Annotated in this window: 13 protein-coding genes; 11 read left to right on the forward strand and 2 right to left on the reverse strand. The window is 35.7% G+C overall.

Annotated elements, in window-relative coordinates; genetic code table 11:
* Positions 1–69: 69 nt before the first annotated feature.
* Positions 70–1752, reverse strand: coding sequence for an ATP-binding protein (locus ACWZFG_RS12070; protein WP_177504538.1), 1683 nt, complete (start codon positions 1750–1752; stop codon positions 70–72).
* Positions 1753–2136: 384 nt separating this feature from the next.
* Between ACWZFG_RS12070 and ACWZFG_RS12075 the strand changes: the two genes are divergently transcribed.
* From ACWZFG_RS12075 to brnQ, 10 genes are all read left to right on the forward strand, one after another.
* Positions 2137–2343 carry a 4Fe-4S binding protein gene (locus tag ACWZFG_RS12075; protein ID WP_147669560.1) on the forward strand — a complete coding sequence of 69 codons (207 nt, stop codon included), beginning with the start codon at positions 2137–2139 and terminating at the stop codon, positions 2341–2343.
* Positions 2336–3484, forward strand: coding sequence for a 2-oxoacid:acceptor oxidoreductase subunit alpha (locus ACWZFG_RS12080; protein ID WP_177504536.1), 1149 nt, complete (start codon positions 2336–2338; stop codon positions 3482–3484). The genes ACWZFG_RS12075 and ACWZFG_RS12080 overlap by 8 nt, the downstream gene beginning before the upstream one ends.
* Complete coding sequence (locus tag ACWZFG_RS12085) at positions 3481–4296, forward strand: 2-oxoacid:ferredoxin oxidoreductase subunit beta (RefSeq protein ID WP_177504534.1); 816 nt, start codon at positions 3481–3483, stop codon at positions 4294–4296. The genes ACWZFG_RS12080 and ACWZFG_RS12085 overlap by 4 nt, the downstream gene beginning before the upstream one ends.
* Positions 4293–4817, forward strand: coding sequence for a 2-oxoacid:acceptor oxidoreductase family protein (locus ACWZFG_RS12090; RefSeq protein WP_177504532.1), 525 nt, complete (start codon positions 4293–4295; stop codon positions 4815–4817). Before ACWZFG_RS12085 ends, ACWZFG_RS12090 begins: the two co-directional genes overlap by 4 nt.
* 70 nt (positions 4818–4887) lie before the next feature.
* Complete coding sequence (locus ACWZFG_RS12095; RefSeq protein WP_177504530.1) at positions 4888–5580, forward strand: uracil-DNA glycosylase; 693 nt, start codon at positions 4888–4890, stop codon at positions 5578–5580.
* A 38-nt stretch (positions 5581–5618) separates the two neighbouring features.
* On the forward strand, positions 5619–6809 hold the full coding sequence (locus tag ACWZFG_RS12100; RefSeq protein ID WP_455577692.1) for an HD-GYP domain-containing protein: 1191 nt from the start codon (positions 5619–5621) through the stop codon (positions 6807–6809).
* Positions 6810–6996: 187 nt separating this feature from the next.
* Positions 6997–8220, forward strand: coding sequence for a dicarboxylate/amino acid:cation symporter (locus tag ACWZFG_RS12105; RefSeq protein WP_177504528.1), 1224 nt, complete (start codon positions 6997–6999; stop codon positions 8218–8220).
* 192 nt (positions 8221–8412) lie between these two features.
* Positions 8413–11547, forward strand: a complete 3135-nt coding sequence (locus ACWZFG_RS12110) for a condensation domain-containing protein (RefSeq protein ID WP_455577693.1) — start codon at positions 8413–8415, stop codon at positions 11545–11547.
* Positions 11537–12271 (forward strand): tRNA threonylcarbamoyladenosine dehydratase, encoded by a 735-nt coding sequence (locus ACWZFG_RS12115; RefSeq protein ID WP_418627484.1) that lies wholly within the window; start codon positions 11537–11539, stop codon positions 12269–12271. The genes ACWZFG_RS12110 and ACWZFG_RS12115 overlap by 11 nt, the downstream gene beginning before the upstream one ends.
* Before the next feature lie 176 nt (positions 12272–12447).
* Entirely contained in the window at positions 12448–13764 is a 1317-nt protein-coding gene (gene brnQ, locus ACWZFG_RS12120) for a branched-chain amino acid transport system II carrier protein (protein ID WP_455577694.1), read from the forward strand.
* Positions 13765–13838: 74 nt separating this feature from the next.
* Here the strand turns inward: brnQ and ACWZFG_RS12125 are convergent, their stop codons facing one another.
* Positions 13839–14816 carry a diaminopimelate dehydrogenase gene (locus ACWZFG_RS12125; RefSeq protein WP_455577695.1) on the reverse strand — a complete coding sequence of 326 codons (978 nt, stop codon included), beginning with the start codon at positions 14814–14816 and terminating at the stop codon, positions 13839–13841.
* A gap of 808 nt (positions 14817–15624) precedes the next feature.
* Here ACWZFG_RS12125 and ACWZFG_RS12130 point away from each other — a divergent pair.
* Entirely contained in the window at positions 15625–15978 is a 354-nt protein-coding gene (locus tag ACWZFG_RS12130) for a hypothetical protein (protein ID WP_455577696.1), read from the forward strand.
* Positions 15979–16053 lie beyond the last annotated feature (75 nt).

The following is a 16053-nucleotide window of genomic DNA, read 5'->3' on the forward strand; positions in this document are numbered from 1 at the left end:
TCTTAGTAGAACTTATTCCCAAAATAAATAAAAAGCGTTTGCAGCACGGTGCTTGTAAACGCTTTTTATTTATAAAGGAAAAGTAATTTCAAAAGTTGTGCCTGTGGGAGTTGAAGCGACATTAATTTCAGCTTGATGTAAGTTTGCGATATTGTAACAAATACATAGACCTAACCCTGAATTCATCTCTTTGGTTGTAAAAAATGGTTGACCAATATTTTTAAGGATTTCTTCTGGAATTCCAAAACCTTCATCTTGAATAGTTAGAATGACTGAATTTGGTGTTGCAAGGGTGATGATTGTTAATGTGCCAGTATAGGGCATGGCATCAAAGGCGTTTGTAGCTAAATTAATGAGAAGCTGTTTAATCTGGCTTATATCAAGCATTTGATCGGGGAGTGGGGTTAAATTTAAGTAAATGTTTATTCTGCGGGATCCATCAAGGTTGCAAGCTTTTGTATTTAAAATAGATTGAATGTCTATAATAATGTCATTTAGATTGCTTTTTGTCAGTTCAAGATTTTTTTGCTTACTTAGTAATAAATATTGTTGAATAAATTTATTGCAGTTTTCTATTTCGTTTAATGCAAGACATAATTTACTGCGTTGCTTTTCAAATTCGGGTTTTACATAAAAGAGCTGCAAATAGCCGGAAATTGTAGTTAAAGGATTTCGGACACGATCGGCTACCTCTGTTGCCATTTGACCGATGATTTTCATATTGTTTAAGTGAAGCATTTCTTTATCTAGAGAGCGCTTTAGACTGATATCACGAATAAGCGATTCAAATCCTATAATATTGTTATTATCATCGAAAAAAGGAGAAAAGGTCTGTTCCACCCAAATAAATTTACCACTTTTATGGATGATGCGGTATTGTTTTGGCGGATTATGATTAGAGCAAAAAGTAGAAGGTTGTTTTTTCAAAACTTTAAAAATATGATGATCTTCGTGATATATAATGCTGTAAATTAAGTGAGGATTATCGTAAAATTCTTTAGGGGGATAACCCGTTAATTTTAAGATAGCAAGACTTATATAATCGATACGAAAGTTTGGGTGAATGTGAAATCGACAAATTGTATCAGGTAAATTTTCAGTTAATCGTTGATAGCGAATTTTTTCACTGATTAAATCGTAATTGTTCTTTTCTAAAAACACAGAAAGTAATCCAATGATTATAAGGATTCTTAGAAAAACTTCGACTAACAAGAGAAGTTTCTGGTTAATTTCTATTATGCATAAAATTGCTGAAATAAAAAACAGTAGACCTGAAGCAATGAATGAAAATGCTGCGATATTTTTCGCATGAATACTTTTGGGTAAATGCTTTAAAAACATATAACCATTTCTAGTAGAGCTAAAAGAAAGCGCAATATACGAAATTGTCAATAGAGTATAAAATGGCAAATTAAAGATAGACGTAAGGATGAGAAACGTAATATATGTGAAAAAAAAGTATAGCCAAGATTTTTTATTTTTAATTTTTAGCAAAGTATTTGTTGTATATAAATCTAAAATGATAGAAATAATGCATGTAAACTGATAAATCTGCCAAAAAGCAGACGGTAAATTAAGGGAAGCAATGGCGAGAATTTTTATGCGAAATGTATGAGCAAAACAAGAGAATAACCAAAGAAAAAGATGCTTTTTACGATAACATAAGTAAAGATACGCAAAAATAAATATTGCAATAAGTGAAGGAAATCCTGCAAATAAAGTTGTTGAAAAATCGGATAAAAGTGTGGGCAAGGATTGCACCTCCACAGATAAAAATCAATGAATAAAATATTCGTTCTCTATAGATGATATCCTCCATAAAATAGAAAAATAATACTAAAAGAATACTTAAAAAAACAAAATTATACAGAGAATCTAAAGTTTTATTTTGAAAAATCTCGATAATAGCTTTATTTTATAGAAGAAGAAGTTTATTTGCTTTAAATAATTTAGCATTTTAATTAATTGTTATATAAATGTACGTTATTATTGGATGTTTTTTGAATACATTTACAACATAATAGCTTTTTTATAAATTTTTTGTTATTATTGTATAGTGCACTTATAAGAAAGTATTTTAGGGATTTGGCATTTAATTAAAGATGAATGTTTTGATAGGATATAGGAGGAAGCTTTATGAGCGTATCTATAACGATTAAAGAAGCAAGATGTAAAGGTTGCAAGATTTGTGTAACTTTTTGTCCTAAAGCTGTATTAGCTTTAGATACATTAGGCAAAGTGCAAGTGGTAAATGCTGAGGCATGCATTGCTTGTGGTTTGTGTGAATTACGTTGTCCAGATTATGCGATTTATATAGATAAGAAGGTGAATGCAAATGAATAAAGCTAGATTAATGCAGGGGAATGAGGCTTGTGCAGAAGGAGCATTAGCCGCAGGAGTTCGGTTTTTCGGTGGATATCCAATTACACCTTCTACGGAGATTGCTGAAACAATGGCAGATTTGTTACCCAAATACGGTGGTAAGTTTATTCAAATGGAGGATGAAATTGGTGGAGCAGCTGTAATATTAGGAGCTTCACTGGCAGGAAAAAAGGTAATGACAGCTACGTCAGGCCCGGGATTCTCATTAAAACAGGAATTGATAGGATTTGCCGCAATTGCTGAAATTCCGATGGTTATTGCCAATGTGCAACGTGTAGGTCCTTCGACAGGACAGCCAACATCACCATCCCAGGGGGATGTTATGCAAGCTCGTTGGGGTACGCATGGTGATCATCCAATGATCGCACTTTCACCATGGACTGTGAAAGAAACTTTTGATGTTACGATAAAAGCAGTAAATTATGCGGAACGTTTTAGAACACCAGTTATTATCTTATTAGATGAAATTGTTGGGCACTTAAGAGAATGTGTAGAACTTCCAGAAATAAAAGATATTGAGGTTTATCCACGGCGTAAACCAACATGCACACGTGCAGAAGGGTATCAACCATATCGCCCGACAGAGGACTTGGTGCCAAATGTTGCAGATTTTGGTCAAGGGTATCGTATTCATGTGACGGGACTTATTCATGATGAAACGGGGTTCCCTTCTGGAAGTCCGAAAGTAACAGAAGAGTCTATTCATCGTTTGCATGAAAAGATTATGCGTGTACAAGATGAAATTACGCATTATGATGAATTTTTTATGGAAGATGCTGAGTATGCTGTCGTTGCTTATGGCGGTACAGCTCGTACAGCCTATGCCGCGGTTGAAACTGCGCGCAAAAAGGGAATTAAAGTAGGTATGGTTCGGTTAATGACGATTTGGCCATTCGCCGATAAAGTAATTAAAGAAGTTGCTACAAAAGTAAAAGCGATTTTGGTACCTGAACTTAACTATGGGCAATTAGTTCATGAAGTAGAACGGGCAGCAAATGGGATGGCTAAAGTGAAGCTATTAGCAAAATATAATACGGAAATCTTTACGCCAGATGAAGTTACTTCAGCAATTGAAAAATTAGCTCAGGAGGTGCTGAAATGAGAAGTTACGATAAATATTTTCGCCAAAACAGATTGCCTCATTTATGGTGCCCTGGCTGTGGTAATGGGATTGTAATGAAGGCAATTGTGCAAGCAATAGAAAAGAAAAATTTAGATCAAGATAAAACGATTATTGTATCGGGGATTGGATGTTCATCAAGAGCGTCAGGGTATATGAACTTTGATACTTTGCATACAGCACATGGAAGAGCAATTCCATTTGCAACGGGAATTAAATTAGCGAATCCCGAATTAAATGTTATTGTCATCACAGGTGACGGAGATTGTACGGCAATTGGCGGAAATCATTTTATTCATGGCTGTCGTAGAAACGTGGATTTAACGGTGATTTTGTTCAATAATAATATTTATGGGATGACCGGTGGGCAGGCATCTCCGCTTACTCCACTTACGAAGAAAGCAACTACAGCGCCATATGGTTCAATTGATCGTCCTTTTGATCCATGTGACTTAGCGAGAGCGGCGGGGGCTACGTATGTTGCGCGCAGTACGGCATTCCATGTAAAGCATCTAGCTGATATGATTGCACAAGGAATGGATAATGACGGCTTCTCCTTTATTGAAGCAATTACGCAATGTCCTATTTCCTATGGTAGAAAAAATAAATTAGGTGATGCACCGGCGATGTTAAAATGGATGAGTGAACACGCTGTGATGCAAGCTGCTTTTGATAAATTACCAGAAGAAAAACGTGAAGATAAATTCCCTATCGGAATTTTGCATAAAGCTTCGACAACAGAATACACAACAGCTTATCAAAAAGTCATTGACTTAGCTGGAGGTGCAAAATGATGAAACAGATTAGATTATCAGGCTCGGGTGGGCAGGGTGTTATAACAGCGGCGATTATTTTTGCTGAAGGTGCAGTCGTAGAAGGTAAGCAAGCGGTACAATCGCAGTCTTATGGGCCGGAAGCCCGTGGTGGTGCATCGAAAGCAGAGGTTATTATTTCTGACAGTTTTATTTATCATCCGAAAGTAACGCATCCGGACATTGTATTGGCAATGACGCAAAAAGCTGCCGATAAATACTATCATGATTTGTCGCAAGAGGGATTGCTTGTCGTTGACGAAGAACTTGTTCCGCATGTGCCGAATCATCCAAATGTAATAAAAGTACCGATTACCAGACTTGCTGTAGAAGGGCTAGGAAAATCGTTATTTGCCAACGTTGTTGCACTTGGATTATTAGTAAAACTATCGAATTTAGTTCAACTGGAAACCATAAAAGAAGTGGTGGCTAGGCGTGTGCCGCCAGCAACGATTGAAAAAAATATGGAAGCGTTAATGATTGGTTATCATGCAATTGATTAAATAAATTAAAAATCTTCTTATTTGTGTTACAATAGACAAATAAGAAGATTTTTTTTAAGGAAATGATACAATGACAGAAATATTTAAAAATGATTGGGCAAAGCTTTTAAATACAGAATTGGAAAAACCGTATTATAAAAGTTTGAGATCTTTTCTAATTGATGAATATCGTCAGCGACGAATTTTCCCGAGCATGTATGATATTTTTAATGCGCTTCACTATACTCCATATAAAGAGACGAAAGTTGTCATCTTAGGGCAAGATCCTTATCACGGTGCGGGACAGGCACATGGGCTGAGTTTTTCTGTGCGTCCGGGAGTTAAACCGCCACCATCTTTAATTAATATATTCAAAGAGCTTAAGAGCGATTTGAGTTGCAAAATTCCAAATCACGGTTGTTTGACTTCGTGGGCTAAACAGGGTGTATTATTATTAAACACGGTATTAACTGTTCGTGAACGGCAGGCAAATTCACACCAAGGTGTTGGCTGGGAGTTTTTCACCGATCGGATAATTGAACTCTTAAATGAGAATTCTAAGCCGCTGGTTTTTATTTTGTGGGGTAGTCCTGCCCAACGAAAAGCAACTATGATTACAAATTCAAAACATTTAATTTTAAAATCGCCGCATCCAAGCCCTCTTTCTGCTCATCGCGGATTTTTCGGCAGTAAACCATTTTCACAGGCAAATGCATATCTTATTAAAAATGGCAGAACACCGATTGATTGGCAGCTTCCTGAAAGGCCTCAATCGGATACTTGAAAGGGGCTGAAAAGGTGCATTTTTTTGATATTCACCCTATGAATTTAATGAAGTCTTTATCTATGGCACTTGAGCTAACGGTAAATGGAATGTCAACGCATCATTGGCGGACGGCGCTTATTGCAGATTGTATTGCAAAAGAATTGAAACTGGAGGAGATAGAGCGGCAGGAGGTTGTCTATGCTGCTTTGATTCATGATATTGGTGCAGTATCCAATTGGGAAGAACGAAAATTACTAAGAACGATGGATGATTCTAAGCGGATTTATTTGCATGCTGAAGAAGGATATGAACTACTTTTGTTATCAAAGCGGTTTGAGAAATTAGCGAAGCCCATTAGATATCATCATGATAATTGGTGCGGGGGCAATCCATCTGGATTAGCAGGAGATAAAATTCCATTAGCTTCGCGAATTATCCATTTAGCGGATAGAATAGAAGTTTCTATTTATCCGGGTACATATATTTTCGATCAGAAAAACAAAATTTTAGATTATGTAGATGAGAAATCAGGTACTGCATTTGATCCAAATTTGATAGATGCTTTTAATCAATGTGCGAAATCAGAAGCCTTTTGGCTAGATCTAATAAATCCGAATTATAAAGAAGTATTTTTTAGCAGTCTGGATGTCTATGGTTCAATCTCTTATACATTAGGAGATGTAACAGAAATTGCGGATATTTTTTCGATTATTATTGACAAAACGAGTCGCTATACAGCAAAACATTCTCGTGGAGTTGCAGAAGTAGCAGCGTATTTAGCAAAAAAAGCAGGTTTTAGTCCATCTGAGGTAAAAGAGATGAGAATTGCAGGCCTTTTGCATGACTTGGGAAAACTAGCGATACCAAATGAGATTTTAGAAAAGCCAGAGAAGTTGACGGAGGAAGAGTATTTACTGATTAAACAGCATACTTATTATACTTATCGTATTTTGCAAGGAATTGATAATTTTGAAAAAATTGCTCAATGGGCAGCTTACCATCATGAAACTTTGGATGGCACAGGATATCCATTTCGTATATCAGAAGATTCTCTATCTTTAGGATCAAAAATATTAGCTGTAGCAGATGTTTTTACGGCGCTGACAGAAGATCGTCCCTATAGAGAAAGCCTATCTGAAGAAAAAGTAAAGGATATCATGGGGAAAATGGCAAAGTATCGCAGATTGGATAAGCAGATTATAGATCTTTTATTTGAGCATTATCAAGATGCGCGAGCGTTTATTTAGAGTTTACATAAATAAGATGATTGTTACCCCAGAGGGGGGATTTCGGCTAAATTATCGGATAAAATTTTATAGATTTCACATAATATATTGATGGTTTTTATTTGTTGAATGGACAAAATTGTGGAAAAAGGTTATAGTGTAGTCAAGATAAGCTGTTTATCTATAATATTTTATAGGAGGGATTGTATTGTCAAAGTCAGATGACGCATTGAGCAAGTTAGGCACATGGATTATCGCGGCGACGGTTCTTGGTGCTGTAGTTGGTTTGCTAATGGGGGAATCGGCAAAAATATTTGCCCCTATCGGTGATTTATTTATGCAATTGATAAAAATGGTTGTAGTGCCAATGGTTTTTTTCTCGCTAGTTGGCGGTGGCGCTTCTCTAGGAAATTCCAAATCGGCAGGGAAAATTGGTATTGTTACATTTATTTATTATGCAGTGACAACAATAGCTTCAGTCGTAATTGGTCTTTTGTTCGGCGAACTTTTCAAACCTGGTGCAGGCATGAGCTTAGAAACATTTAATGCAATCGCATCAAATGAATTTGCCGATAAAGGAGCATTACCTGGTTTTTGGGATACAGTGATTGGATTTGTTCCATCTAACCCATTTGCCGCACTTGTTGAAGGGAATATTTTACAAATTATAGTATTTGCATTATTTATTGGTTTTTCAATTGCGAAATTTTCTGGAGAAAAGAGAGAATTTTTACTTAATGTTTTCAACTATATGACTGAGGTATTAATTAACATCATGACAGTAATTATGTATGTTGCGCCAATTGGTGTATTTGCTTTAATGGCAGATGCTGTAGGTACGTTTGGTTATGACGTTTTAGTAAAGATTACATATTTAGTTGGTATTTATATTTTGGTGCTTGCACTTGTGAACTTTGTTATGATTGGTGGATCTGTAGCGTTGTTTGCAAAAAATGTTACATTTGCACAATTTTTTAAAAGCATGTATAAGGTACAATTATTTGCGTTTTCGACGGCATCTTCTATGGCCACTTTACCGTTAAATATGGCAACTGTACAAAATGAATTAAAAGTGTCGAAAGAAACCACTTCTTTTGCGCTTCCGTTAGGTGCTACGATTAATATGAATGGGAATGCAGCATATTATGCATTAGCCGCGTGTTTCTTTGCCCAGATGTTTGGGATGGAGCTTACAACAGCGCAATATATTGCAATTATTGTTACTTCAACATTAGGTGCTGTAGGGCAAGCGGGTGTTCCTGGACCTACGCTTCTTGTTGTTGCAGTATTGATGGCGGCAAACATTCCAATTGTGGCATTGCCAATTCTATTTGGTGTAGATAGAATTTTTGATATGCTTAGAACGGCAGTTAACATTACTGGTGATGCAGCTTGCGCAACAATTGTAGATGGACTTAGAGACGACGAATAAGAATAAAACAAAAAACTCCTTCGCTGGCGGCGGAGGAGTTTTTTGTTTTATTAAAGGGGATTTGTAAGTTAAAGTGCGAATATAATCAATAGAGAGTACGATGATAAAATCCCCACTTCTACCATATAAATGGGAAAACTTAATGAGATACTTCTCCTGTATTAAAGAGAATACGGAAGGGAGCGATTGCGTATGATGGAAAAATCAAATGGGTGTTGTAATGATAAAAGCGGTTATGTAGAAAGTCAATTTTATTATGGTGAGAACACTCTAATTCCTGTTGCATCTACTTATAATAAATATCCCGTTACGCCTGAGCAACAGCAGCTATACATTTTGCAAAAGATGGTGGACCATGAAGTGCATTATAATGTATCAAAAGTATTTTTCATTAAGGGGGAGCTTGATAAAGCGAAGTTAGCGGCTGCATTTGACCAATTGGTTGAACGTCATACGATTTTGCGAACGTATTTTGTTGCTGTTGATGGGCGGGGCTACCAAAAAGTTGCGCGGAAAGTGCATTATAAAAAACTTTTTAAAACTATTGCGAATAAGGTGGATATTCCTTATGTTATTTATGATTGGTTAAAGCCATTTCAAACGGATAAACCGGGATTGTTTTCCTTTGGTTTAATTGAGGTATCGAAAACTGAAAATTATGTATTTTTAGCAGGGCATTACAGCATTTTAGATAGCCGTTCGCTAATGATACTTTTTGACGAGCTGATGAAGCTATATTGTGATAAATCACTGGATAAACCAGTGATAACCTATCATGATTTTGCAGTATGGCAAGAATGTCGGTTTTATGGAAGAGATTATGAAAAGCGCAGACGGTTTTGGCATGAAATGCTGAAAGGGGATTTGCCATTATTGAATTTGCCAACGGATTATATGCGCCCTGCAATCATGAACCGTAGCGGCTCAGAGGCGAGTCTTGATTTAAGTATGGAATTGAGTGAAAAAATTAGAGGTTTTGTATGTGAAACGAAAACTTCGCTTTGTGCATTGTTTTTTAGCGCATATGCCGGACTTTTATCGCAACTGAGCCAGCAGGAGGATATTATTATTGGAATTCCTTTTGCAGGTAGAATGTATAAAGATGTGATAAATATTCCTGGAATGTTTGCAAATATGCATGGAATTCGTACGAATCCTGATAAAAAAATAACGTTTATTGATTTTTTGGAAAAAAACTACTTGCTTTTAGAAGAAGCGAAATTAAATCAGTCGTATCCTATTACCACGTTATTAGAGGAACTTAAGGTTAAACAACGAGCTGATCGAAATCCGCTTTGTGATGTAAGCTTCGAATTTTTGCCAGATAGTGGTGCAAAAATGCATGGGACTTTGGAGACGATACCATTTTTAATCCCAGTGAGGACGAGTTGGTTCGATTTATCTTTTACGGTACAGGATTTGGGAAGTCATTTAACGATTGGATTTATTTATTACAATAAGCTATTTAAGCAAAGTACGATAAAAAATTGGCTAAAAGCATTTGAACGTTATATTTCTGTAATTATTGATGAGTCAAGTCAAGCGCTAGCAGATCTGGGAAGAAAGGTAGAATTTGGAAATAAAGTAGATAAAGGACAAGTAGATTTAAATGAAAACTCATATAGTAAAGATGCTGCGACTTGGCTGACAATGGTTAAGGAAAGAGCGCACTTACAAAAGATAAAATTAAGATTAACGAAAAGTCCAAAACTAGATAGTATTAAAAAGACAGCGCAAGCAAAAAAAAATGATTGTTCCGTACCAAAAGAACTTTCCCAAAAGGAAGAAAATGACTATAAGGCAGTACTACTTATTGGTGCTGATGAATATGTTGGCGTACATATATTTTATGAACTGTTTTGTCAGGGTAAATGTGAGTTATATCTTCTTGTAGGAGCAGAAAAAGAGGAGATGGCTAGGGCGAAGATAAAGGGAATTTTAGATTACTATTTAGGTGAAAGTTTGGCAACACTTTGTTTGGAATCGCCTCGAGTTCACATAATTGTGGGTGATATATGTAAAGCTAACCTTGGGGTATCGCGGGCAGATGCACAGCTTCTCGTGCAGAATATTGATATGGTTTTAAATTCTGTGCAGGCGATACCACTAGATAACGACAAGGATTTGTATGTAGAAAATGTCCAGGCAGTATTAAATCTCATTGAGTTTGCAAAAAAAATAGAAAATCTAGTTGATGTTGTTTATCTATCCACTTTGTCTATCGCATCTGGCGATGTTAAGGATAAATTGTTGGTGCATTTTAATGAGTCTGACAGTGATATTGGACAAAAGATGAGATTTTACTATGCTGAAACAAAATTGCAGGCGGAAAAAGAACTTGAAAAGGCAAGAGCAGAAGGACTTTCTGTGACGATCTATCGAATTGGTGATTTGTTATTACCTGCGCCGAAAGGAAAATTGCCGCGAAATTTAGCGGAGACATCTTTTTTTAATTTGTTTTCAGCCTATGTAAATATAGGGATTGTTCCTAGAGATTTTGTAAATCCTAAGGTTAGTCGTGTAGATGATGTTGCACGAGCAATCGTAGCAATACAGAATAGAAAAGGCAAGAAAGAGTATACTTTTCATGTTCATAGTGATCAGGTGATCAACTTAGGGCATGTATTGAATTCTGCACCAATTCATATGGAACTACAAGAAGTGAGTAATATTGAATTTGTAAATTTATTATATAAAAACTTTGGTAGGCTAGGGTTTAAAGAGTATATTGAAAACATCATTGCAAGATCGGATTGGATTTCGGAGAAGGAAGTGACGCAATATCGTATTGACTCTGAAAAGACGATGAAATATTTGGAACAATTGAATTTTAAATGGCATGAAGTTGATCTAGATGTGTTTGATGCTTTAGTTGAAGTTGCCTTAACAAAGAGAATCCAATTTTTAAGTAAGCTGCCAGTCGTACAAGATTTCAACTCGGCAGAATTATTTAGTCTGGCGAAAAAAGGAAAGCAGGTATTATATGCACCGGCAGAGGTCATTGCCTGGGAAGGTGATTTTAACGATAAATTTATCATTATTTGGGATGGCTTTGTTGATAGTAGTAAGAGGAATGTGATTGGTTGGGAAAATTCTATAGGAATCTATAAAAATGGAGATTTTTTTGGCAGTGCGAGCTTAGCGGATGGAGTAACGATTTCACAGACTACGCTTGAGGCAATGAATCAAGATGTGTTAATATTAGAATTTAAGGCGGAAGCAATTCGTGATTTTATGAAAGCGAAGCCGGAATTCGCATTGCGATTGATCCAGAAACTGCATGAACAATTGGATCGATTGAAATGGCTTTGGATAAATGGAAACTGATAAAAGTAAAGGTGATAGTATGGATAGATTTTCGCGTACGGAGCGATTACTCGGCAAAGAATCGTTGAAAAAGTTAAATGATAGTAAGGTGGCTGTATTTGGAATTGGCGGTGTTGGGAGCTTCGTCGTTGAAGGATTGGTGCGCAGTGGCGTAGGTAAACTGGTATTGGTTGATAAAGATACGATTGCAAAATCAAATCTTAACCGACAATTGCATGCAACAACGGAGACAATTGGTAGAGCAAAAGTTGAAGTGATGAAAGAACGTATTTTAGCGATTAATGAAAACGCTGAGGTCACGGCGATAGAAAAGTTTTATTTGCCTGAGGTGGCAGAAGATTTTTTTCAAGAAAATTATGATTATGTGGTTGATGCAATTGATACAGTAGCAGGGAAAATTGATTTAGTTGTGCAATGCAAGTCAAGAAACATTCCGATTATTAGCAGTATGGGAGCGGGAAATAAGCTTGATCCAACGAAATTTGAGGTAACAGATATTTACAAGACAAATATTTGTCCATTAGCAAAGGTCATGCGCAAAGAATTGCGTAAGCGGGAAATTCCGTCATTAAAAGTCGTTTACTCACAGGAGCCTGCAATTACGCCATTTGAAACCGAGGAATTTGATCTATATAGAAGACAGATTCCAGGGAGTGTAGCGTTTGTTCCTTCTGTTGCGGGATTGATTATTGCTGGGGAAGTAGTAAAAGATTTGGTAAGATAGTGCCAAAAATAAAGGTTTACGAGTTTACGCAAGATATGTTATAATAATTGTCATGGAATTGAAGTGATTTTATTGAATGCCGACACGCGTTTTGGCAGAAATGCCTTAACGCGTCTTTTTGTGCGTATGGGAAGGACTGTTTTCGAGGGGAAAATTAATTATGGAGTTGATGCTAAATGTATAAAAAAGTATCGAAGATTGAGATAATATCGTTCGGATTGATGTTATTTTCAATTTTCTTCGGTGCAGGCAATTTAATATTTCCTCCAGCTTTAGGACAAGCTGCGGGATCTAATATGTTTTCAGCAATGTCTGGATTCTTAATTACTGGTGTAGGATTGCCTTTGCTTGGGGTTCTGGCAATTGGATTAGCAGGTGGTAATTATACACAGATGATAGAAAATAGAGTGCATAGATATTTTATGCTTGCTATGTTAGTTATCCTAAACTTGACGATTGGGCCTTTATTTGCGATTCCGCGGACGGGTGCGGTATCGTTTGAAGTTGGATTTAGACCATTCCTTAGCCCGGAATATGATGCGATAGGTCAGTTTGTTTATACGTTTATTTTCTTTGGGCTTACGTATTTTCTTGCATTAAATCCATCAAAGTTAGTCGATTGGGTAGGGAAATTATTAACGCCGATCTTATTGTTTTTTATTGCGTTGCTTGTATTACAAGGAATTGTTGCACCATTAGGTCCATTGGAATCACCTATGGAGGCATATTACCATGCGCCGTTTTTGCAAGGTGTTCAATCAGGGTATTTGACAATGGATTTGTTGGCCTTTATAGCAATTGGTTCTATTGTAGTAAATTCAATGCGCGATAAAGGCATTCATAAACCCGCGGATATTACGAAATACTGTACAATTGCAGGTTTAATTTCTGCGACTTTGATGGGGCTGGTGTATGTTTCACTGGCGTATTTAGGCGCAACTAGCGTAGAAATATTAGGGCAGTCGGAAAATGGCGGTATTATTTTAGCAAGTGTTGCAAACCTTTATTTTGGACATATGGGAAATGTTATTTTAGCAATTATTATTAGTTTTGCTTGCTTAACGACAAGTTGTGGTTTATCTGCTTCTTGTGCCACTTTCTTTAGTGGTTTATTTTATAAGAAAATTACGTATAAACAATGCTTAACTGCGTTTGTATTATTCAGCATGGCTGCTTCTAATATTGGTTTAACAAGTTTAATTAATTTATCGGTACCATTTTTAGTCGGCATCTATCCAATGGTTATCGTTCTGGTCTTGTTATCTATGTCCGAAAACTTATTCGGAAAGAGAAGGGAAGTTTACTGGGGAAGTTTAGGCTTGACTTTTATCTTTAGTATATTCGATGGAATGCAGGCTGCAAATATTCACTTTGATTTTATCCATCGCCTTTGCACAGAGTTTTTACCGTTATATATATTTAATTTTGGTTGGGTAGTGCCATCTATTGTTGGGGCGGTATTAGGTTATATCATTTCATTCTTTCGAAAATAATAAAATGCAAAAGACGGAGTGAGCGTACATTATGTACGTTTTCACTCCGTCTTTTTGTATTAAGTAAAAGTAAATTATAATAATTCTTTTCTTAGCTCTTCTCCTGATTTTGGGGATAACCATGCAAATGGGATATCAAATACAGTACTTGCTCCACTACCACCATGTTGTTTTAGTCGATAAGCTGCACGTGCGTAAGCAACTAATACACTTGAGGTAAATTCAGGATTGCTGTCGAGTTTTAAGGCAAATTCAATCACATGATTTGTGCCTGGACTAGTTTGACCATTTCTAAATACGAATCCCCCATGAGGAATACCTGTGTGTTTTTCATTAAATTCAGTTTCAGAAATGAAATGAACTATAGTTTCATAGCCAACGAAGTAATTTGGCATTGTTTTAATCGCTGCTTCAATCGCAGTTAAATCAGCACCATCTTCAGCAACGACATAGCAATCACGCAAATGTACTTCATTGCCTTTGATCGCAGGACATTCACCACTTCGAATAGCATTGACTACTTCTTCTTTTGGGATCGTATATTGTTTCGCATTTTTTACGCCGACGATACGGCGAATTGCGTCAGAATGACCTTGGCTTACGCCTTTTCCCCAGAAGGTATAATCTTGTCCATTTGGTAAAACAGCACTAGCTAATAAACGATTTAAGGAGAATAGGCCAGGGTCCCAACCTACAGAAATAATGGATACGGTATTTGCTTTTTTCGAAGTTTTATCCATACTTGCAAAATATGTAGGGATTTTTGCATGAGTATCAAAACTATCGATTGTATTAAAATATTGTGCAACAAGAGGCCCTTGTACTTCAAGATCGGTTGCAGAACCGCCGCATAATACCATAACATCAATTTTACCTTGGTATTCGGTAATTTTATCTAAGCTGACAGCAGGTACACCGCTTTGTGTTCCAGCTAATTCTCTACGGGAAAATACAGCTACTAATTCAATATCATCGCATTGCGCTGCGGCTAATTCGACACCTTTGCCTAAATTGCCGTAACCAACGATGCCAATTTTTATCGTTTTTTTCATAGGATACCTCCAAAGTATTCAGTCTAATTATAATGATATTTGCCGATAAAAATCGAGCGAATTTCATCATGGAATAATTATAACAAAAAAATAGATAAATTCATGCATAATCGACAAAAAATGTGTAAAAGTTTTTGTTGAATTTATAAAGTATAGAAACTAAGATGCTAGAATTAATTTTATAGTAAAAATACTGTAGGAATAAAACTCGTAAATGGACAAATAAAAATCTAAAAGAATTTTCAATAATTATTTGCTAAATTAATTTCAATAAAATAAAAAGGCTTACGAAAACCTCGCAAGCCTTGATTTATCTATGGAGCTGATAATAGGATTCGAACCTACGACCTGCTCATTACGAATTGGAAATAGGGTGTTTTTGTGAATTTTTAGGCGTTTGAGAAGTGTTGAGTTTATTGGGGATTTAGAATTAATAGTTGGTGAATGTTTGTTTTAAATAAGCAATATTTTGTGCTATTAAGGGACAAATAAGGGACAAGATTAATAAGTGTTATTTAACGCTAAAAATGTAATTTATCGTTGAACAAGGATTTTAATTAAAGATGTCTAAATATAATATGTAAGTTTAAAAGCAATATTTGGTATTTGTAATGGCAAATTTAAGCTTCGTTTTATGGAAGGCAAAGAGTTATAGACGAAACTTAATGAATGGATGTGGAATATGCTTACTTTAAAAGAATATGTTGAAATTTACCGTCTTGGGTTAAATTGTGGGTTTTTTACCAAAACAGAGGTTATTTCTTAGCTGGATAATTATATTTTACAGGATGGAGACCCAGAATATGTTTTGATTGAAGCGTCTCTTCTTGCTAAGAAGAAACCAATAGATTTATCATATAAATTGAAAGAATTGAAAGGTACTGAACGGTTTGGATATGTCGTAAATGTATTTTTAGGTCTTTGTTATAAGTCGCTTTTGAATGAGAAATTTTCGCTTAAAGAAATTTATTTTTTTTTAAATGATTTAATTAATAGTGATAAAATTTTAGATGATGATATGATAACAGATATAAATACTCTTACAGATGGATATTACTTAGCTGAAATGCGGATATATGGTGAGATTGAAGATGCTTCTATGGAAATAAGGAGATTTTTAGCGCAATTTGAAAAATTTACAGAAGAGTTTAGAATTGATTGACATTTTTTTATGTTGATAATTAACAAATTGCTATATCTCAATATTTAATAGTGCAATAGTTGATGTGATGGAGAT

It is taken from the genome of Anaerosinus sp. (assembly GCF_965318445.1).